Here is an 18,781-nt window from a genome sequence, read left to right on the forward strand (position 1 = left end):
ATGAAACTGCACTTCACCAAGATGCACGGCGCGGGCAACGACTTTGTCGTGCTCGACGGCATCCAGACCCCGATCGACTTCACGCCCGAGCAATGGGCCGCCATTGCGGATCGCCACTTTGGTGTGGGGGCTGATCAGCTCCTGCTGGTCGAGCGGTCGACGCGGCCCGACGTTGATTTCCGCTACCGGATCTTCAATCACGACGGCGGTGAGGTAGAGCACTGCGGCAACGGCGCACGCTGCTTCGTCAAGTTCGTCACCGACCGCGGTTTGACGACCAAGCGCACCGTGCGCGTTGAGGTCATGAACGGCATTGCCACGCTGACGATGCAAGACGATGGCCAGGTGAGCGTTGACATGGGCGCGCCGGTATTTGAGGCCGCGCGCCTGCCGTTCCTGCCCGAAGGCCTGCCCACGCGCGTCGAGGGCGATGACACGCAGCACGCGCTGCAGATCAACGGCCGCACAGAGTGGCTGTCCACTGTGTCGATGGGCAACCCGCACGCCGTGCAGGTGGTGGATGACACCGAGGCCTTCCCCGTGCTGGAAGACGGCCCGTTGATCGAATCGCACGCTGTGTTTCCGCGCCGCGTGAATGCGGGCTTCATGCAGATCGTCGATCGTCAATCCGTGCGCCTGCGCGTGTACGAGCGCGGCGCGGGCGAGACGCTCGCCTGCGGCACCGGTGCGTGCGCGGCTGTGGTGGCGGGCATCCGCCGCGGCCTGATCGATTCGCCGGTCAAGGTGGCCACGCACGGCGGCGACTTGACCATCGCCTGGGCGGGCGTCGGCCAGCCCGTGATGATGACCGGCCCCGCCACGACCGTCTTTGAAGGGACGCTGGACCTGGATGCGCTCAAGCTGAACGCCGCCGCGCATTGATCATCGGGCGGCGGGCTGCCGCATGCGTCAGAACACCAAGGAGATCCCGTGGGCACGAACGGCAAGAACCTGATTGACGAGTATCGTTTCGACGGCAGCAACAAGCTCAAGATTGCCAAGGTGGACGCCTCCAGCAAGCCGTTCTCCACCGGCAACAAGGCGGATGACAATGCGCGGCTGGCCGAGGTATCTGCCAGGCTCGATGCGCTGCAGGATGTGTTTTATGCCGAGCACCGGCGCAAGGTGCTGGTGATCCTGCAGGGTATGGATACCTCTGGCAAGGACGGTACCGTGCGCAGTGTCTTCCGCGCGATGGACCCCCTCGGTTTGCGCGTAGTTGGTTTCAAGGCGCCGACGCCGCAGGAACTTGCACACGATTACCTCTGGCGCGTGCACGCCCAAGCGCCGGCGCGCGGCGAAATCGTCATCTTCAACCGCAGCCACTACGAAGACGTACTCATCACGCGTGTGCATGGCGACATCGACGCGGCCGAATGCAAACGCCGCTACGGGCACATCAACGCGTTCGAGCAGATGCTGGCCGATACCGGCACGACCATCGTCAAATGCTTCCTGCACATGTCGAAAGACGAGCAGCGCAAGCGGCTGCAGGAACGCATCGACGATCCGCACAAACACTGGAAGTTCGACCCGGCCGATATTGCAGAGCGCGAGTTTTGGGATGGCTACATGGAGGCCTACGAGGCGGCCATCAACGCCACCGCGACGCCGGAGGCCCCCTGGTATGTGGTTCCTGCGGATTCCAAGACGCATCGGAATGTGATGGTCGCGGAGGTTTTGCTGCAGGTGTTTGAGGCGATGAAGCCTCAGTATCCGGAGGGGAATCCGGCGTTTGAGACGATGAGGATTGAGTAAGGTTTTTTTTGCTCGTGGTCCATCCGCCTTTCGTACCCTGCCGGGCGCGAAATAACGGCTAAACCCAACAAACAAAAAACAAAACCCCGGTGATCACTCAACCGGGGGCTTCAAACCAAAAACAATAAGAAGGATCAGATCGCGCTAACGCCGTATTTGTCGCGATAGGCTGCAGCCTTATCCCGATACCCCGCCAGCGCTGGATCGCCAGCCCCATCCAGGTACCCCAGCAAGTCATCCAGATTGGCAATCGACACAACGGGCATCCCATACTGCGCCTGCACCTCCTGCACCGCAGAGCGCTCCCCGATATCCACCGCATTGCCGCTGCGCTCCATCCGGTCCATCAGGATCAGCACGGCAGCAGGCGTGGCACCCGCGGCGCGAATCAGCTCTACCGACTCGCGCACCGAGGTACCGGCAGAAATCACGTCATCCACAATCACTACGCGCCCGCCCAGCTTGGCGCCGACGAGGCTGCCGCCTTCGCCGTGGTCCTTCGCTTCCTTGCGGTTGTACGCAAAGCCCACATTGCGCCCCATGCCCGCCAGCGCCACGGCGGTGGCCGATGCCAGCGTGATGCCCTTGTAAGCGGGCCCGAACAGCATGTCGAATTCCACGCCCGAGTCCAGCAGGGTTTTCGCATAGAATTGCGCGACTTGGCCCAGCAGTGCGCCGTCTGCAAACTTGCCGGCGTTGAAGAAATAGGGCGACGTCCGCCCCGCCTTGGTCACGAATTCCCCGAACGACAGCACGCCGGCTTCCACCGCAAAGCGGATGAAGGATTGGCGCAACTCGCTGTTTTGGCTCATCTTTTTTCTCTGGTCTGCAAAAAAGTCCCGCCATGTTACGCATCATTTCCGCCAACCTCAACGGCGTTCGCTCTGCCTCCAGCAAGGGCTTTTTCGATTGGATGGGCAAGCAGGACGCCGATTTCGTCTGCGTGCAGGAGCTGAAATGCGCGCAAGACGACATGACGCCCGAGTTTCTCGCGCCGCACGGCTATCACGGCGTCTTCCAGCACGCGGTGAAGAAGGGCTACAGCGGCGCGGGCCTGTACACGCGCCACAAGCCGGACGAGGTCATCATCGGCTTCGATAACGGCGAGTTCGATGCCGAAGGCCGTTACGTCGAGGCGCGCTACGGCAAGCTGTCGATCATTTCCGTCTACGTGCCGTCGGGCTCCAGTGGCGAAGAGCGCCAGCAGGCCAAGTTCCGCTTCATGGACTTGTTCATGGCGCACCTGAAAGACCTGCGCCACGAAAAGGGCCGCGAGGTCGTGCTGTGCGGCGACGTCAACATCGTCCACAAGGAAATCGACATCAAGAACTGGAAGGGCAACCAGAAGAACTCCGGCTGCCTGCCCGAAGAGCGCGCATGGCTGACCAAGTTGTTCGACGAGGTCGGTTATGTGGACGTGTTCCGCACGCTGGACCAGCGCCCCGAGCAGTACACGTGGTGGAGCAACCGCGGCCAGGCGTATGCGAAGAACGTCGGGTGGCGGATCGATTACCAGATCGCCACGCCGGGCATTGCCGCCACGGCGCGCCGCACGTCGGTGTTCAAGGACATCAAGTTCAGCGACCATGCGCCGCTGATCATTGATTACGACACCAAGCCGCACTGGTAAAGCGGCATAAAAATCACTTTATTGCGCTGCCGCAGAAATTTCTGTGGCAGCCGCTACAATGCAAAACTCACGCGCCAAGGCTCATTCAAAAACGTAGGCTGGCGCTGTGTTTTGCCCACAGTTTTTTTAGCGAGATCACCATGGCATGCAAGGTTTTCGTCGACGGTCAGGAAGGCACCACCGGCCTTCGCTTGCTCGACTATCTGTCGCAACGCGACGATATCGAGCTTCTGCGCATCGCCGAAGACAAGCGCAAGGATTCGGCCGAGCGCGCCAAATTCCTGAATGCCGCCGATGTCGCGTTTCTGTGCCTGCCCGACGTTGCCTCGCGCGAGGCTGTCTCGCTGGTCAACAACCCGAACACCTGCATCATTGACGCCAGCACCGCGTTCCGCACGTCGGACGATTGGGTCTATGGCCTGCCGGAACTGGCCCGCGGCCAGCGCGAGCGCCTGCGTGCCTCCAAGCGCATCGCCGTGCCGGGCTGCCACGCCAGCGCGTTTGTGCTGCTGATGCGCCCGCTGGTGGAAGCGGGCATCGTCCCGGCCGATTACCCGGTCACTGCGTTCTCGCTCACGGGCTACAGCGGCGGCGGCAAGGCGATGATTGCCGACTACCTGGCGGCCAATAACCCGAAGCTCGATAGCCCGCGCCCGTACGCGCTGGCGCTGGCGCACAAGCATCTGCCCGAGATGCGCGTGCAGAGCAAGCTGAGCCTGTCGCCGATCTTCACGCCGGTGGTAGGCAACTTTCTCAAGGGCCTCGCCGTGACGATCGGTCTGCACCCGCAACATCTGGCGCGCAAGGTGAGCCCGGCGGATGTAGCCAAGGTGCTGGCTGATTACTACCAAGGCGAGCAGTTCATCCGCGTGGCCCCGGCCGACAACGTGGCAACGCTCGACAACGGCTTCTTCGACGTGCAGGGCGCCAACGACACCAATCGTGCCGACCTGTTCGTGTTCGGCTCGGACGAGCGCATGGTTGTCACCGCCCGCCTGGACAACCTGGGCAAGGGCGCAGCCGGTGCGGCGGTGCAATGCATGAACGTGCACTTGGGCGTGGATGAAGCGACCAGCCTGCATGTGGATGCGCCGATTCCCGCGGCAGGCGCCGAGCACGCCGTGCGCGAAGCCGCGCCGGGTTTTGCAAGCTGATCGCCAAAACAGCAGAAACGAAAAACGCGCCTTGGGCGCGTTTTTCTTTGGTGCATTGGCTTGACCGTTAGTGGCTCTGCCCCGTCGCGGGGATGTTGAACAGCATGCCGCCGCCATTGCCGCCTGCCATCACGGTCGGCGTCACGCCGTTCCACTTCTCGATGGCGGCGCGCTCCAGCTTCAGGCGTTCCCACGCCAGCAGCCGGTCATCCAGCGACGAGGCCAGCGCGTGGTTGGCGGCGGCTTCACCTTCGGCAATCGCCACCTTCTTCTTGGCCTCTGCCTGCGCGGAGCGCACTTCGTTCTCGGTGCGGATGGCGTCCTGGATGGCTTTGGTCTTCGCGCTCACCGCGTCGAGCAGCGCACGCGGCGGGCGCAATGAACCGACGATACCGAACTGCTTGATCGACACGCCCAGCGGCGCGAGCCGGATGTCGAGTTCCTTGGTCAATCGCGCGACGAATTCTTCCTTCTTGCCGCCGTTCACATCGTCAAAGTTGTATTCCGAGCCGATAGCGACGATCACGTTGCGCGCCGTGTCGCGCAGGTAGCCGTGCGTGAAGGTCTCGATGTGGTCCGCGCGGAAGTTGGTGTAGAACGCTGGAACCTTGTCGCGGTCGAGCTGGTACGAGACGGCCACGTCCACGTTCACGGGCACGGCATCTTTGGTGTTGAAGGTCAGCTCTTCATTGAGCGCATGGCCTTCGTTCAGGTCGTGCGTCCAAATCACGCGCTGCACGAAGGTCGGGTATTGGATGATCGCCGTTTGTATCGGGTTGTAGAACACGAATCCGGTGACGACGTTTTCATGCGTGATGCCGCGATCGACCAGCCGGTTGATCTTGATGCCCGTGTAACCGGGCGGAATGATCTGCCAGTTCAGCAGGAAGGTGCGCGCGATCACCAGCGCCGCCAGGGCGCCGAAGACGAACGCGAGCAGTTTGATCGGCAGCTTGCTTGCCGTGACTTGAGGCATGAGGTTCCCCTTGATTGTTGATTTGCTCTGAGGTGTCGGCTGGCGGGGCGGGTGTGCTGCAAATGCAATCGCAGAGGCCCGCTGCTGGCGCAGGAATCGTCAGCGATTCCCGTCAGGGATGGCCGCGCCCGGTGGGCGGGTGGTGGCAAGCGCGCTTGCCAATGGTGATCAGGTGGTGAGCATCAATACGACCGAGGTGCCGCATTGCAAAGCCCGGATGTTGCGATGCACAAAGTATAGGCCGGCGCCGGATTTTTGCTCCCCTCCGGAAGCACTAGAGCGGCGCTTCGAATGCGTCGGCGGTGAGCGCTCGGATCAGGCGTCGCCGGGGTGGATGCGCGCCGGGTTCCAGCCGAGCGCGTTGTACACGTGATAGCGGGCAATGCCGATCCACTCGTGCAGCGCGAAATCCGCTAGCGCAAAGTTGTACGCCATCGGCAGCGGTGATGCGGTGGCCTGCAGATCGTCGGCGCGTACGGGAATCGGCGCCATGCCGAAATGCGCGAAGTACAGCAGGCTGCGCCGCAGGTGGATGGCCGACGACACCAGCACTGTGCGATCAGCCGCGTATTGCGCGAGCACCCCGCGCGAGAACTGCGCGTTCTGCCACGTGTTCATGCTCTTGGGCTCTATGAGCACGTCGGCATTGTCGACACCGAGCGCGACGAGTTCGCGGCGATACACCGTGGCTTCGGCCGCGCCGTGGTGGCGCGCGTCGCCGCCGCTGACGAGGATCTTGCAATCGCCATCGGCCTTGCGGCACGCCTGATACAACTGCGTGGCCTCCACCAGGCGCGGATACGAGAACAGCCCCGGCTCAACCGAGTCGCCCACGCGGAACGTGCCTGCGCCCAGCAGCACGATGGCATTGCGCGCGCCCCATTGGATGCGTGGCTCGTTCTCGAACGGCTTTTCCAGCGAATCGAGCAACCACGCCGGTAGCGGCCCGCAGCCGATTGCCATGACCAGCGCACCGCAGACCACTGCCACCCCGCGCGCAGCACGACGCCGGCCGCGTGCGGCAAACACCGCTGCCACGATCACCAGCACACACAGGATGGTCAGGCTCACAGGTTCCTCCAGGTTGGCGCGCCACGCGTACGAGAGGAACCATCGTAAAGAGGAATGGCCGGGCGCGCGACCCGTTTGCTTATGGGGTTGTTTCTACCGCCGGACCATCGGTCGCATAGGTGCCTCGTCGCCATTGTCGATGGGCGCAGCCCCAAGGTATTGCATGTTCGATCGATACTCCGGCAGTTTCGCCATGGTCATATGCATGGCGTCGGCAAACAGCGTGAGCGTTTCGGGCAAATGGCGCGACAGCACGACCATGCGCGTGCGCCCCGACGGGTGCGTCGATAGAAACTGCTTCTGCTCCACGCCGCCGATCGAGCCCATCTTCTGCCACAGCGTGAGCGCGGCGCGCGGATCGTAACCGGCACGTGAGGCGATGTCCATGCCGATCAGGTCGGCTTCGGTTTCCTCCGCGCGCGAGAACGACAGCAGGTGCATTTTGGCGCCCTCACCTAAGTCCGTATCGCCCCGGTTGCCGAAGCCGAACAGCTGCGAGACCACGTTGGCACCCAGGTTGGTGATCTCGCGCTGGCCGGCGCGGGCGCGGGCATGTTCGCGCAGCGCATGGGCGATCTCGTGGCCGAGCGCCATGGCAAGTTCGTCATCCGTCAGCTTGAACTGCTCGACCAGCCCTGAGAACACGGCGATCTTGCCGCCGGGCATGCAGAACGCATTCACTTGCGACGAGCCGATCAGGTTGACCTCCCACTGCCAGTGCGTGGCGTCGGGGTTCCAGCGCGGCGCCTGCGGGGTGAGGCGCTTGACGATGCCGCGGATACGGATGAGGTCCGGCACGTTATCGGGCGCCAGCGCGCCTTCGTGCGCGGCGTTGTTGATGATTCCCTTGTATTCGGCCAGCGCGCGCTTGTCGATTTCCTCCGCCGGAATGACCAGGCGGATATTGGGCGAAGTGGTGGTTGGCGCTTCGAGCTTGACGCCATCGGCGGGCACGGGCAGCGGGCCGTCCATGGCAATCGACCCCGTCGACAGCGCGAGGCCGATAGCAGTCAGCAGAGAGCGTGTTACGCGGGGCATATGAGTGAAGGGCCGGATCCGTGCGACATAATATCGGCCAACGCACCGCGCCACGCTACGTGGCAACCCGCATTCGCCTTCGCCTCCGGCCCGCCGCATGACCTTCCACGATTATCTCGACATCTTCCGCAACCGCCGCATCGGTGCGATGTTGCTGCTGGGCTTCGCTTCCGGCCTGCCGCTGGCGCTCACCTCGGGCACGCTGCAGGCGTGGATGACGGTGGAGGGGCTGGACATCCGCACCATCGGGCTGTTTTCCCTGGTGGGCCAGGCGTACATCTTCAAGTTTTTGTGGGCGCCGCTGATGGACCGCTTCACACCGCCGCTGATGGGCCGGCGCCGTGGCTGGCTGGTGCTCACGCAGGCTGGGCTGGTGGCGTCGATTGCCGCCATGGCCTTCACGCCGCCGCACGCCGCGCTGTGGGCGCTGGCCGGGTTGGCGGTGCTGGTGGCGTTTCTGTCAGCGTCGCAGGACATCGTCTTTGATGCCTACAGCACGGATGTGCTGCATACGAGCGAGCGCGGCGTCGGTGCGGCTGTGAAGGTGCTTGGTTATCGGTTGGCGATGTTGGTGTCGGGCGGCTTGGCGCTGTATCTGGCTGATCGCGTGATGGGCTGGAGCAACATGTACCTGCTAATGGCCGGGCTGATGGCGCTGGGCATCTTCACCACGCTGTGGTCGCCCGAGCCCGAGGTGTCGGCGCGCCCGCCGCGCAGCCTGCAGGAAGCGGTGGTTGGCCCGCTGCAGGATTTCTTCTCGCGCCGCGGCGCGTGGGCGCTGCTGGCGCTGATCGTGTTCTACAAGCTGGGCGATGCGTTTGCGGGCAGCCTGTCGACCACGTTCCTGATCCGGGGTGTTGGCTTTTCGGCCGGCGAGGTGGGCATCGTCAACAAGACATTGGGGCTGGCGGCCACCATCGTCGGCGCGCTGTATGGCGGCACGCTGATGGTGCGGCTGGGCCTTGTGCGCGCGCTGCTGCTCTTCGGCGCGCTGCAGGCGGTGTCGAACCTGGGCTACTGGGTGCTGGCCGTCACGCCGCAACATCTGTGGACGATGGCCGTGGCCATCGGCATCGAGAACCTCTGCGGCGGCATGGGCACGGCAGCCTTCGTGGCACTGCTGATGGCACTGTGCAACCGGTCGTTCTCGGCGACGCAGTATGCGTTGCTCTCGGCGCTGGCCTCCGTTGGCCGCGTGTACGTCGGGCCAACCTCGGGCTACCTTGTGGAAGCCTATGGCTGGCCCGCCTTCTATCTGATGACTGTGGCGTTTGCGTTGCCCGGCCTCGTGGTGCTGTGGTGGATGCGCGGCACGATCGGCCGCTACGAAGCCGAGCAGAACGAACGTGCCCTGGAAGCCAAGGCCGCGTCAGCCTGACTGACTAACCCAAGCGGTTCGAGCGGTCGGCATCGCCAAAGCCGGCCAGCGGCAGCGCCGCGTCAATGCCCTTGCCCAGCGCGATGGCCTTAAACAGCTCGCCCATCTCTGCTTCCGACAGCAGCTTTTGCACGGCGTTGGCCGCTGGCAGGAACTGCATCGGATCGGACGGGTCGAGCGTCATCAGCAGTTCGCCCACGCCCGTGCTCAAGAGGAAGCGCGCCTGGCTCGTGTAGCCGAGCAGCTCCAGCCCGGCCTCCTGGCCTGCCTGGGCAATGCCCGAAAAATCGACGTGCGCCGTGATGTCTTGCAGGCCCGGCAGCCAGAACGGGTCATCATGCGCGTGCTGGCGGTAGTGGCACATCAACGTGCCGCTGGCGCGGTGCGCGTGGTAGTACTCGGCCGCCGGGAAACCGTAGTCGATCAGCAGCAGCAGGCCGCGCTCCAGCGCCGCGCCCGTGCTGCGGATGAAGCCCTCGGCGGCCTCGTGCGATTCGGTGACGATGTCGTGCGTGCCGGGCAGCGCGGCCAGCTTGGCCGGAAGCTCGGACGGATCGGCCAGGCGGTCTTCCCATTGCAGGCCGAGTTCTGCATCGAGCACCACGCCGCGCCGGTGCCACACGCCGCCGCGCCGCGCCCACAGCGACACAGGCATCGCATCGAGCACTTCGTTGCCGAGCATCACGCCGGTGAAAGGCGCGGGCAGCGTGTCGTGCCATTGCGCAATGGTGGCCAGGTCGGACCCAAGCGTGGCGCCGAGTGCCGTCAGGCGCGCTTGCTGGCGCTGACGCAATTCGCCAGACAGTTCGACGATGCCGTAGCTATCGGGCCGCACCCCCATCGCATCCAGTTCGGTGAGGATGTCGGCGGCCAGCTTGCCGGTGCCGGCGCCGAATTCCAGCACGTGGCGCTGGCCCTCGGGCAGCGTTTGCAGCACCTGCGCGATCTGATGTGCGACGGTGCGGCCGAAGAACGGTGTCAACTCGGGTGCAGTGATGAAGTCGCCACCGTCTTCCACGCGGCGGCCGAACTTGGCCGCGCCGCCGCTGTAGTAGCCCAGGCCCGGTGCGTAGAGCGCCAGTTCCATGTAGCGGTCGAACGAAAGCCAGCCGCCAGCGGCCGCAATGGCGTCGGCGATCAGGGCGAACAGGCGCGTGGATTGCGCCTGCGCCGCTTCGCTGGGAAGCGGTAAACTCACAGTTTTGCTCATCGCCGGATTGTAAACAATGGCGCAGACGCCGACTGAACTGAACCCACAACCGCCTGTACAGACACGGGTGGCCCTTGTCACTGGCGCTGGCCGCCGCGTGGGCCGCGTGATCGCCCTGGCGCTGGCCCGCCAAGGCTGGGATGTGGCCGTGCACTGCCACCGCTCGCGCGCCGAGGCCGACACCGTGGCCGCCGAGATCACCGCCATGGGGCGGCGCGCCGCCGTACTGCAGGCCGACCTGTCAGACGAAGCTGCCGCCGGCCGCCTGATCGCCGATTGCACCGCCGCGCTGGGTACGCCCACTTGCCTGGTCAACAACGCCTCGCTGTTCCAGTACGACGTGGCGACCAGCTTCAGCTATGCGTCGCTCGACACGCACATGCGCACCAACGTGGCGGCGCCGCTGCTGCTGTCGCGCGAGCTGCACCGTGCGCTCACAGCCGGTGATGCGCAGCATCGCGGCGTAGTCATCAACCTGCTGGACCAGAAGCTGGACAATCTGAACCCCGATTTCCTGTCGTACACGCTGTCGAAGGCGGCACTGTCCACGGCCACGATGCAGCTTGCACAGGCTCTGGCACCGACACTGCGCGTGGTGGGCGTGGCGCCGGGTATCACGATGGTGTCGGGCGACCAGTCGCAAGGCGGGTTTGCGCGTGCGCACCAGATGACGCCGCTGGGCCAGTCGTCCACACCGGAAGACATTGCCGAGGCGGTGTGCTACCTCGCCACCGCGCGCGCCGTGACCGGCACCACGCTGTTCGTCGATGGAGGCCAGCACCTGATGCCGCTGGCCCGCGACGTGATGTTCCTCACTGAATAATTTCCCTCCGGACGCCCCATGCTCTCTCTGCTATCCCACCCGCGCCTGTCGAACTGCCGTCGCATGTTTTTGCGCAACTACGAGGTGCAGATCAACATCGGCGTGCACGACTTCGAGAAGAAGGGCGAGCAGCGCGTGCTGATCAACATCGAGTTGTACGTGCCGCTGGAGTATTCGTCGCCGACGGAAGACAAGCTGCACGAGGTGGTGGACTACGACTTCATGCGCGAGACGGTGGCGCGGCGCATGGCGCAAGGGCATATCCACTTGCAGGAGACGCTGTGCGATGACGTGCTGACGGCCATGCTCAAGCACCCGCACGTGCTGGCGGCGCGCGTGTCGACGGAGAAGCCGGATGTGTATCCGGATTGTGAGTCGGTAGGGGTTGAGGTGTTTCGTATCAAGGACTAAGCCGCCGTCGCATACTCACGGCGCTGGGCGTGCAACGCGCCCGCGACGCTGCCCAGCAGGTCGAGCGCCAGGCGCGCCGTGATCCCGCTCCCTTGGCTGTCGTGCTGGTCGTGGCGCGGGTTGTATTCCACCAGTTCAAACGCCGCAAAACGCGCATCGCGTGCGCAGGTCGCCAGGGCCTGCGCCATGCCCTGCGCGGTCAGCCCGTCCGTTTCCGGCGTGCCCACGCCCGGGGCGACGGCGGGGTCGAAGGCATCCAGATCCAGCGTCACGCCAAAGGCCGCCGTGCCTGTTTTGACCAACCGAATGGCTTCGGCCATGACGGCGCGCAGGCCGTTGCGTGCCACTTCCGCGGCGTCGATCACGCGCACACCAAGTCGCTCCAGCAACGCGCGTTCGGCAGGCTCATAGCTGCGCGCACCGATCACCACCACGTGCTGCGGCAGCAGCTTGGGCGATGCATCGCGGACTTGCGTGAGGGCCGGCGCGCCGTGGCCGAGCAGCGCCGCCAGCGGCATGCCGTGGATGGCACCGGAATCGCTCGTCTGCGGCGTGTGGCTGTCGAGATGGGCGTCGATCCAGATCAGGCCAAGCGGGCCGTGCGGACGCAGCGCGTTGGCCGCGCCCGACCACGTGCCGATCGCGCACGAGTGGTCGCCGCCGAGGATGATCGGCACGTGCCCCTCGTGCATGCTGCGCGCGGTCGCATCGGCCAACGCGCGCGAGAAACCGGCCACGCCCGGCAGCACCGCCAGACGGGCCGAACGGCTGTGCCCTGCTGACATCGCCAGTTCGATGTCGTGCACGAGCGTGCCCCGTGTGTCCGGCGTCTGCAATCGCGCCAACGCACCGGCTCGCAGCAGCGCACGCGGGCCGTCCTTGCAGCCGTCGTCTTGCGCTCCGCAGCCGATGGCCGCGCCAATCAGATCGATGATGGTCATGTCACTCCCCTTGCCAGTTTTACTCAAGCCACTTTGCGGCGCGGCCAACCGGCCAGCGTCTGGCGGATGGCTTCCAGCGCCAGCGCCAGTTCGGCCTCGCCAATCACCAGCGGCGGCGTGAGGCGAACCACGTTGCCGTAGGTGTCCTTGGTCAGCACGCCGCGCTCTGCCAGCGCGAAAGCGAAGTCGTGGGCGTCGATGTCGGCGTCAAGCTGCAGGCCGATCATCAGGCCGCGTCCGCGCACCTGCCGCACGCCGTGGCCGATGAGCGTTTTCAGTTCGTTGATGAACGCGGCCCCCACGCGCGCGGCACGCTGCGGCAGTTGTTCTTCGATCAGCAAGGCCAGTGCCGCCCGCCCAATGTGCGCTGCGAGCGGGTTGCCGCCAAACGTGGAGCCATGATCACCCGGGTGGAATACGCCGATGACCGCCTCGCGCCCCGCGATGGCCGATACGGGCACCATGCCGCCGCCCAGTGCCTTGCCCAGCACCACCAGATCGGCATCCACGCCTTCATGCCAGCTCGCCAGCACATCGCCGGTTCGGCCCAGGCCGGTTTGCACCTCATCGCAGACGAGCAGGACGTTGTGCTGCGTAGCGAGCTCACGCGCGCGTTTCAGGTAGCCCGGCGGCGGCTCGACAATGCCGCCCTCACCCTGCACGGGCTCCATCAGGATCGCGCCGGTGTTGGGCCCGATGGCTGCACGCAGCGCATCGGCGTCACCAAACGGAATGCGCCGGAAGCCTGCTGCGAACGGGCCGAACCCGTAGCGATATTGATCATGCGAAGAGAACCCGACGATGGTGGTCGTGCGGCCGTGGAAATTGTTCTCGAAGACGATGATCTCGGCCGCCTCGGGCGCCAGGCCCTTTACATCGCGCGCCCATTTGCGGGCAGCCTTGATGGCCGTCTCGACCGCTTCGGCGCCGGTGTTCATTGGCAGTGCGCGGTCCATGCGCGTGATGCGGCAGACGTCGGCCAGGAAGGGGCCCAGTTCGGTGTTGTGGAACGCGCGTGAGGTGAGCGTCAGGCGCTGTGCCTGTTCCATCAGTGCAGCAACCAGTTTGGGGTGCGAGTGCCCGAAGCTGACGGCCGAGTATGCCGACATCATGTCGAGATAGCGGCGGCCATCCGTATCGAACAGCCACACGCCTTCACCGCGTTCCAGCATGACCGGCAAGGGCGCGTAGTTGCGTGCGCCGTAACGGTCTTCCAATGCATAGCTCGGATGTTGCATTGCGGTCGTCATGATGGCCTCCGTTTGCGTGGGTCGTTCACTTGCGGCGGATTGTGCGATCTGACAGACTTGAAATCAAATCGAATGATTTTGGTTTTTCGATCCAAAAATTTGATGGATTAAGGCATCACTTTTTCGCTCATGTCGCATTCGCCATTGCGCTATCTGCATAGTTTTCTGACCGTTGCCAACGAAGGCAGCTTCGTGCGCGCGGCAGACCGCCTGGCCGTGTCGCAACCGGCGCTGTCGTACCAGATGCGGCAGTTGGAGCAGTGGCTGGGCGTGCCGCTGTTCGAGCGGTCGGGGCGCAAGCTCGTGCTCACGCGTGCCGGCACGTCGGTGCGCGCGTGGTGCCGCGATGCGTTTGCAGGGTTGGACGAGTTGCGTGCCGCACTGCACAGCGGCGAGATGGAGCGCGTGTCGCTCAAGCTGGCGAGTGGCTCCAGCTTCGGGCGCTACGTGCTGATGCCAGCGCTGCTGACACCGTCGCCCGAATCGGACGCGCCATTGCTCGATGAGGTGCGCCTCGAACTTGCATTCGGCAGCGACGACGAGGTCTTCAGCCACGTGGAATCGGGCCGTGCTGATCTCGGCTTCGTCTACACGCCGCGCACCTCACGCTTGTTCGAGCACCACGCGGTCTACACCGAGGAATTCGTGCTGGCCTGCAGCGCGCGTGCACTGCGCGAGCACGGTTCGCCGCGCACGCTGGCGGATTGCGCGGCGCTGCCCTTTGTTACCTACGACGAGTCGGATGCGGTGTACGGCCTGTGGTTCAAGGCGCTGTTCCGGCGTCTGCCAGAGACGACGGTGAGCGCGCATCACGTGTCAGATATCGAAGAGGTCAGCACCCTTGTGGAAGCTGGCATGGGCTGGTCAGTACTGCCGCTGCACGCCATTCAGGATGCGGTGGAGCGCGCACGCTTGCAGGTGGTACGCCCGATCATGGCGCGGCGCTGCCTGAACACGGTATTCGCGGTGCGCCGCACGTCGAGCTTTCCGAGCGAGGCGCAGGACCGCCTGCTCGTGCGCCTCGCGCAGCTCGATGCGGCGGCAGCCAAGGCGTAGCCCGCGTCTCAATACGCCACATCTCCTACGGCCTGGAACACGGATTGCACCCGCCCGACGTTGCGTTGGGCGCCACGCGGGTTGGGGCAGGCACACCATTGCCTTGAAATTAATTAATTCGACAATTAATATTTGCGGCATGGCAACCTGCAACCCTTCCCCTCGCGGTCCCGGTCGTCCCAAAGGCTCAACGCAGGACGACCTGCGTGACCGCCTGCTCGACATGGCCGTCACGCTGTTCGCGCGAGATGGCGTGGGCCCCACCACGCTTGCCGCCATCGCTCGAGAGGCCGGTGTGACGGCGCCGATGGTGCATTACCACTTCAAGACGCGCGACCAGTTGCTTGATGCAGTGGTGGAAGCGCGCATCCGCCCACTGATCGATCAGGTAACGGGGCCGGCGCTCATGCTCCTTGCCGACGATGGCCATCTGCCGGATCTGCCGCAGACGGTGGCGGGCGTGGCCCAGCGCATGGTGGCCGCTGCTTCGGCCACGCCGTGGTTTCCGACCTTGTGGATCCGCGAGATTGCCAGCGAAGGCGGGCAGTTGCGCGAGCGCGTGTTTGCGCGCATTGCGCTGGAACGCGCTACGTTGATGGTTGATCGCATTGCCAGCGCTCAGGCCGCGGGAGCGGTGAACCCAGCGTTGCAGCCGTCGCTGGTGATGCTGTCAGTGATCGGCTTGGCGATGCTGCCGTTTGCGACGCGCTCGCTGTGGGGGCGCCTGCCGCTGGCAGATCAGGTGGACGCCGACGCCATCGGCCAACACGTGGCGGCGTTGCTGCTGCACGGCATCAGCGCGGTTGCCGTGCCTCAGGAGAGCCGCGTCAAGAAGGTGAAGCCGCGACCAAAGGGCAAGGGGCGCAAGTAGGCAACACGGCATTCATCGTGTCAATCGCGTCAATCGCGTCAATCGCGCATCAATCGAATCCGGCGGAGGGCGGTATGCGGCAAGCGTTGTACATCGGCAGGGCAGGGTGGTTGGCGGTAGCCGCCGCAGCATGGGTCTTGGCAGGTTGCACCAGGCAAGACAACCGCACCTACCAAGGCTATGTGGAAGGGGAGTTTGTCTACGTGGCATCGCCCGTGGGCGGGCGGTTGGAACACCTGGCTGTGCAGCGTGGACAGACCGTGAATGCTGGCGCGCCGTTGTTCGCGCTGGAATCGGTGGACGAGACTGCGGCCCGCCAGCAGGCTGCCGCACAACTGCAGGGTGCGCAAGCCCAGCTCGCTGATCTGAATATCGGCAAGCGCGTGCCCGAAGTGGACGCAGTGCGCGCACAACTGGCGCAGGCGGTGGCAGCCGACAAGCTCTCGGCCACGCAGCTTGCGCGTGACGAGGCGCAGTTCCGCGCGGGGGGCATCGCGCAATCGCAGCTCGACACCAGTCGCTCAAGCGCGCAGACCAACAGGCAGCGCGTGCGTGAACTGACCAATCAGTTGCGCATTGCGCAGTTGCCCGCACGCAATGATCAGATTCGCGCGCAATCGGCGCAGGTGGAGGCCGCGCGCGCGGCGGTGGCGCAGGCGCAATGGCGGCTCGATCAGAAGGCGCAGAAGGCCACGCAGGGCGGGCTTGTATTCGACACGCTGTATCGCGAAGGTGAATGGGTCGGTGCTGGCAGCCCGGTGGTGCGCATGCTGCCACCGGCCAACGTAAAGGTGCGCTTCTTCGTGCCGCAAGGCGTGGTGGGTGCGCTCAAGCCGGGGCAAGCCGCGCGTCTTCACTGCGATGGCTGCGCCGCCGACATTAACGCCACCGTCACCTACATCGCCGCCGAGGCCGAATACACGCCGCCCGTGATCTACAGCAACAACACGCGCGACAAGCTCGTCTTCATGGTGGAGGCGCGGCCCACCGCCGCCGATGGCCCGAAGCTGCGTCCCGGCCAACCCGTCGGGGTGACGTTGCCATGAACGCCGCCAGCACCAACAACACCAACCGCACCAACAGCCAGCATCACACTGGTAACGGTGCTTACGCCATCGACGTGCATGGCCTGAACAAGCACTTTGGCGACAAGCACGTCGTCAAAGCGCTCTCCATGCGGGTCGCGCGCGGCGAGATCTTCGGCTTTCTCGGGCCCAACGGCAGCGGCAAGACCACGTCGATCCGCATGATGTGCGGCCTGCTTACACCCGACAGCGGCAGCGGCACGTGCCTGGGCTACGACATCCTCAAGCAGTCTGCGCAGATCAAGCGCCGCGTCGGCTACATGACGCAGCGGTTCTCGTACTGGGATGATCTTTCCATCCGCGAGAACCTCGATTTCGTCGCGCGCCTGTACGAGATGCCCAACCGCCGCGAGGTGGTTGATCACGCGCTTGAGCATCTCGGGCTGGCATCACGCGCCAAGCAATTGGCGGGCGCGCTGTCGGGAGGCTGGAAGCAACGCCTGGCGCTGGCCGCGTGCATGCTGCACAAGCCCGAGCTGCTGCTGCTCGACGAACCCACCGCCGGTGTCGACCCGAAAGCGCGCCGCGATTTTTGGGAAGAGCTGCACCGGCTGGCCGCGGAGGGCATCTCGGTGCTCGTCAGCACGCACTACATGGACGAGGCCGAGCGCTGCCACAAGCTTGCCTATATCGCCTATGGCGAGTTGCTCGCGCAAGGCACGGCGGATGAGGTGATCGACAGCCAGCATCTGTCGACGTGGTCTGTCTCGGGCGGCAACCTGGTTGAACTGGGCCGCAGGCTCGAAGGGCAGCCGGGCGTGGACCAGACCGTCGCGTTTGGCTCCGTGCTGCACGTGACCGGTGCCGACGCGCAGGCGCTGGAAGGCACGCTGCGCAAGCTCACCGGCGGTTCCGGCATGCGTGCCGAGCCGATCAACACCGGGCTCGAAGACGTGTTCATTCACATGATGAAGCGCTCGTCTGACAACTACGGGGCGCAGTCATGAGTACCAACGGCAACGCCAACCGCAACGCCAACCGCTTCTCGTTCGTGCGCTGGTGGAGCGTGGTGCTCAAGGAATTCCTGCAACTGCGCCGCGACCGCGTGACGTTCGCCATGATGATCGGCATCCCGATCATGCAGCTGTTCCTGTTCGGCTTTGCCATCAATGCTGACCCGAAGCACCTGCTGACCGGGGTGATTGCGGCCGACCAGAGCGAGTTCACGCGCAGCTTCCTCGCCAGCCTGCGCAACTCCGACTACTTTGACCTGACCACCACGCTTGCCGACGAAGCTGCCGGGCGCGAGGCGTTGGCGAAAGGGCAGCTCCAGTTCGTCGTGTCCATCCCGCCGGATTTCACGCGCAAGCTGGTGCGTGGCGAAAAGCCCTCGCTGCTGGTGGAGGCCGATGCCACCGATCCTGCCGCCACCGGGCTGGCCGTTGCCTCGCTTTCGCAATTGGTGCAGGGCGTCGTCAGCAAGGATATGAAGGGGGCGCTGTCACCGCTCGCGGGTGGTGCGGGAAACAATGCGCCGCCGTTCGACGTGCGCATCCACAAGCTCTACAACCCCGAAGGCATCACGCAGTACAACATCATCCCCGGCCTGATGGGCACCATCCTCACGATGACCATGGTGATGATGACGGGCCTGGCCATGACGCGCGAACGCGAGCGCGGCACCATGGAAAACCTGCTCGCCACGCCGGTGCATCCGCTGGAAGTGATGACGGGCAAGATCGTGCCGTACATCTTCATCGGGCTGGTGCAAGTGACCATCATCCTGTTGATGGCGTTCTACGTCTTCCGTGTACCGTTTGTGGGCAGTGTGTGGATGGTCTATGTGTCGGCGCTGCTGTTTATCGTGGCGAGCCTGACGGTGGGCATCACGTTGTCTTCGCTCGCGCAAAACCAGTTGCAGGCGACGCAGCTTACGTTCTTCTACTTCCTGCCGAACATCCTGCTCTCGGGGTTCATGTTTCCATTCGTGGGCATGCCCAAGTGGGCGCAGGTGATCGGCAACCTGCTGCCGATGACGTATTTCAACCGGCTCACGCGCGGCATCCTGCTCAAGGGCAACGGCTGGTTTGAGTTGTGGCCCAGCATCTGGCCGTTGATGGTGTTTACGGTCGTGGTGCTGGGGGTTGCGCTGCGGTTTTATCGCAAGACGCTGGATTGAGGTGGCGGCC

Annotated in this window: 19 protein-coding genes; 12 read left to right on the forward strand and 7 right to left on the reverse strand. The window is 64.6% G+C overall.

Annotated elements, in window-relative coordinates; genetic code table 11:
- On the forward strand, positions 1-882 hold the full coding sequence (dapF, locus tag PSUB009319_RS18405) for a diaminopimelate epimerase (protein ID WP_124383643.1): 882 nt from the start codon (positions 1-3) through the stop codon (positions 880-882).
- A gap of 48 nt (positions 883-930) precedes the next feature.
- Positions 931-1,758 carry a polyphosphate kinase 2 family protein gene (locus PSUB009319_RS18410; RefSeq protein WP_124383644.1) on the forward strand — a complete coding sequence of 276 codons (828 nt, stop codon included), beginning with the start codon at positions 931-933 and terminating at the stop codon, positions 1,756-1,758.
- Positions 1,759-1,892: 134 nt separating this feature from the next.
- On the opposite strand, the gene pyrE is transcribed toward PSUB009319_RS18410, so the two are convergent.
- Entirely contained in the window at positions 1,893-2,570 is a 678-nt protein-coding gene (gene pyrE, locus PSUB009319_RS18415) for an orotate phosphoribosyltransferase (RefSeq protein WP_124383645.1), read from the reverse strand.
- Between the two features lie 32 nt (positions 2,571-2,602).
- On the opposite strand from pyrE, the gene PSUB009319_RS18420 reads away from it, so the two are divergent.
- Both PSUB009319_RS18420 and argC read left to right on the forward strand, forming a co-directional pair.
- The gene (locus PSUB009319_RS18420; RefSeq protein WP_124383646.1) at positions 2,603-3,388 is read left to right on the forward strand and encodes an exodeoxyribonuclease III; all 786 of its coding nucleotides are present in this window, start codon (positions 2,603-2,605) and stop codon (positions 3,386-3,388) included.
- A gap of 140 nt (positions 3,389-3,528) precedes the next feature.
- On the forward strand, positions 3,529-4,542 hold the full coding sequence (gene argC, locus PSUB009319_RS18425; RefSeq protein WP_124383647.1) for an N-acetyl-gamma-glutamyl-phosphate reductase: 1,014 nt from the start codon (positions 3,529-3,531) through the stop codon (positions 4,540-4,542).
- Positions 4,543-4,609: 67 nt separating this feature from the next.
- On the opposite strand, the gene PSUB009319_RS18430 is transcribed toward argC, so the two are convergent.
- The 3 genes from PSUB009319_RS18430 to PSUB009319_RS18440 all read right to left on the reverse strand — a co-directional run bounded on the left by PSUB009319_RS18430 (position 4,610) and on the right by PSUB009319_RS18440 (position 7,627).
- A complete protein-coding gene (locus PSUB009319_RS18430) occupies positions 4,610-5,518 on the reverse strand; it encodes a prohibitin family protein (RefSeq protein WP_124383648.1) in 909 nt (302 codons plus the stop codon).
- Between the two features lie 315 nt (positions 5,519-5,833).
- Complete coding sequence (locus PSUB009319_RS18435; RefSeq protein WP_124383649.1) at positions 5,834-6,589, reverse strand: YdcF family protein; 756 nt, start codon at positions 6,587-6,589, stop codon at positions 5,834-5,836.
- Between the two features lie 93 nt (positions 6,590-6,682).
- Entirely contained in the window at positions 6,683-7,627 is a 945-nt protein-coding gene (locus tag PSUB009319_RS18440) for a M48 family metallopeptidase (protein ID WP_124383650.1), read from the reverse strand.
- A 97-nt stretch (positions 7,628-7,724) separates the two neighbouring features.
- Between PSUB009319_RS18440 and PSUB009319_RS18445 the strand changes: the two genes are divergently transcribed.
- Entirely contained in the window at positions 7,725-9,005 is a 1,281-nt protein-coding gene (locus tag PSUB009319_RS18445) for a muropeptide transporter (RefSeq protein ID WP_124383651.1), read from the forward strand.
- A 4-nt stretch (positions 9,006-9,009) separates the two neighbouring features.
- Here the strand turns inward: PSUB009319_RS18445 and PSUB009319_RS18450 are convergent, their stop codons facing one another.
- On the reverse strand, positions 9,010-10,215 hold the full coding sequence (locus PSUB009319_RS18450; protein WP_124383652.1) for a class I SAM-dependent methyltransferase: 1,206 nt from the start codon (positions 10,213-10,215) through the stop codon (positions 9,010-9,012).
- Positions 10,216-10,231: 16 nt separating this feature from the next.
- Here PSUB009319_RS18450 and PSUB009319_RS18455 point away from each other — a divergent pair, with 16 nt between their 5' ends.
- Both PSUB009319_RS18455 and PSUB009319_RS18460 read left to right on the forward strand, forming a co-directional pair.
- The gene (locus PSUB009319_RS18455; protein ID WP_124383653.1) at positions 10,232-11,038 is read left to right on the forward strand and encodes an SDR family oxidoreductase; all 807 of its coding nucleotides are present in this window, start codon (positions 10,232-10,234) and stop codon (positions 11,036-11,038) included.
- Positions 11,039-11,056: 18 nt separating this feature from the next.
- Positions 11,057-11,449: a dihydroneopterin aldolase gene (locus tag PSUB009319_RS18460; protein WP_124383654.1), complete on the forward strand. Its 393-nt coding sequence runs from the start codon at positions 11,057-11,059 to the stop codon at positions 11,447-11,449.
- On the opposite strand, the gene PSUB009319_RS18465 is transcribed toward PSUB009319_RS18460, so the two are convergent.
- Positions 11,446-12,390, reverse strand: a complete 945-nt coding sequence (locus tag PSUB009319_RS18465) for an arginase (RefSeq protein WP_124383655.1) — start codon at positions 12,388-12,390, stop codon at positions 11,446-11,448. The two genes, PSUB009319_RS18460 and PSUB009319_RS18465, sit on opposite strands and share 4 nt — an antisense overlap.
- 23 nt (positions 12,391-12,413) lie before the next feature.
- Entirely contained in the window at positions 12,414-13,640 is a 1,227-nt protein-coding gene (gene rocD, locus PSUB009319_RS18470) for an ornithine--oxo-acid transaminase (RefSeq protein ID WP_124383656.1), read from the reverse strand.
- A gap of 129 nt (positions 13,641-13,769) precedes the next feature.
- Here rocD and PSUB009319_RS18475 point away from each other — a divergent pair, with 129 nt between their 5' ends.
- The 5 genes from PSUB009319_RS18475 (at position 13,770) to PSUB009319_RS18495 (ending at position 18,771) form a co-directional block, all read left to right on the forward strand.
- The gene (locus PSUB009319_RS18475; RefSeq protein WP_124383657.1) at positions 13,770-14,696 is read left to right on the forward strand and encodes a LysR family transcriptional regulator; all 927 of its coding nucleotides are present in this window, start codon (positions 13,770-13,772) and stop codon (positions 14,694-14,696) included.
- A 139-nt stretch (positions 14,697-14,835) separates the two neighbouring features.
- Complete coding sequence (locus PSUB009319_RS18480) at positions 14,836-15,567, forward strand: TetR/AcrR family transcriptional regulator (RefSeq protein ID WP_124383658.1); 732 nt, start codon at positions 14,836-14,838, stop codon at positions 15,565-15,567.
- 74 nt (positions 15,568-15,641) lie between these two features.
- Positions 15,642-16,613, forward strand: a complete 972-nt coding sequence (locus PSUB009319_RS18485) for an HlyD family secretion protein (RefSeq protein ID WP_124383659.1) — start codon at positions 15,642-15,644, stop codon at positions 16,611-16,613.
- A complete protein-coding gene (locus PSUB009319_RS18490; RefSeq protein ID WP_124383660.1) occupies positions 16,610-17,599 on the forward strand; it encodes an ABC transporter ATP-binding protein in 990 nt (329 codons plus the stop codon). Before PSUB009319_RS18485 ends, PSUB009319_RS18490 begins: the two co-directional genes overlap by 4 nt.
- Positions 17,596-18,771 carry an ABC transporter permease gene (locus PSUB009319_RS18495; protein ID WP_124383661.1) on the forward strand — a complete coding sequence of 392 codons (1,176 nt, stop codon included), beginning with the start codon at positions 17,596-17,598 and terminating at the stop codon, positions 18,769-18,771. Before PSUB009319_RS18490 ends, PSUB009319_RS18495 begins: the two co-directional genes overlap by 4 nt.
- Positions 18,772-18,781 lie beyond the last annotated feature (10 nt).

The sequence above is a fragment of the Ralstonia sp. SET104 genome, from assembly GCF_003851545.1.
Taxonomy (GTDB): domain Bacteria; phylum Pseudomonadota; class Gammaproteobacteria; order Burkholderiales; family Burkholderiaceae; genus Ralstonia.

Bases quoted from the DNA above. Each gene is read 5' to 3' on its own strand.
- PSUB009319_RS18490 (WP_124383660.1), top strand. From the start codon at position 16,610: ATGAACGCCGCCAGCACCAACAACACCAACCGCACCAACAGCCAGCAT.
- PSUB009319_RS18450 (WP_124383652.1), bottom strand. From the start codon at position 10,215: ATGAGCAAAACTGTGAGTTTACCGCTTCCCAGCGAAGCGGCGCAGGCG.
- PSUB009319_RS18420 (WP_124383646.1), top strand. From the start codon at position 2,603: ATGTTACGCATCATTTCCGCCAACCTCAACGGCGTTCGCTCTGCCTCC.
- PSUB009319_RS18475 (WP_124383657.1), top strand. From the start codon at position 13,770: ATGTCGCATTCGCCATTGCGCTATCTGCATAGTTTTCTGACCGTTGCC.
- rocD (WP_124383656.1), bottom strand. From the start codon at position 13,640: ATGACGACCGCAATGCAACATCCGAGCTATGCATTGGAAGACCGTTAC.
- PSUB009319_RS18430 (WP_124383648.1), bottom strand. From the start codon at position 5,518: ATGCCTCAAGTCACGGCAAGCAAGCTGCCGATCAAACTGCTCGCGTTC.
- argC (WP_124383647.1), top strand. From the start codon at position 3,529: ATGGCATGCAAGGTTTTCGTCGACGGTCAGGAAGGCACCACCGGCCTT.
- PSUB009319_RS18465 (WP_124383655.1), bottom strand. From the start codon at position 12,390: ATGACCATCATCGATCTGATTGGCGCGGCCATCGGCTGCGGAGCGCAA.
- PSUB009319_RS18485 (WP_124383659.1), top strand. From the start codon at position 15,642: ATGCGGCAAGCGTTGTACATCGGCAGGGCAGGGTGGTTGGCGGTAGCC.
- PSUB009319_RS18440 (WP_124383650.1), bottom strand. From the start codon at position 7,627: ATGCCCCGCGTAACACGCTCTCTGCTGACTGCTATCGGCCTCGCGCTG.
- PSUB009319_RS18445 (WP_124383651.1), top strand. From the start codon at position 7,725: ATGACCTTCCACGATTATCTCGACATCTTCCGCAACCGCCGCATCGGT.
- PSUB009319_RS18460 (WP_124383654.1), top strand. From the start codon at position 11,057: ATGCTCTCTCTGCTATCCCACCCGCGCCTGTCGAACTGCCGTCGCATG.
- dapF (WP_124383643.1), top strand. From the start codon at position 1: ATGAAACTGCACTTCACCAAGATGCACGGCGCGGGCAACGACTTTGTC.
- PSUB009319_RS18455 (WP_124383653.1), top strand. From the start codon at position 10,232: ATGGCGCAGACGCCGACTGAACTGAACCCACAACCGCCTGTACAGACA.
- PSUB009319_RS18495 (WP_124383661.1), top strand. From the start codon at position 17,596: ATGAGTACCAACGGCAACGCCAACCGCAACGCCAACCGCTTCTCGTTC.
- pyrE (WP_124383645.1), bottom strand. From the start codon at position 2,570: ATGAGCCAAAACAGCGAGTTGCGCCAATCCTTCATCCGCTTTGCGGTG.
- PSUB009319_RS18480 (WP_124383658.1), top strand. From the start codon at position 14,836: ATGGCAACCTGCAACCCTTCCCCTCGCGGTCCCGGTCGTCCCAAAGGC.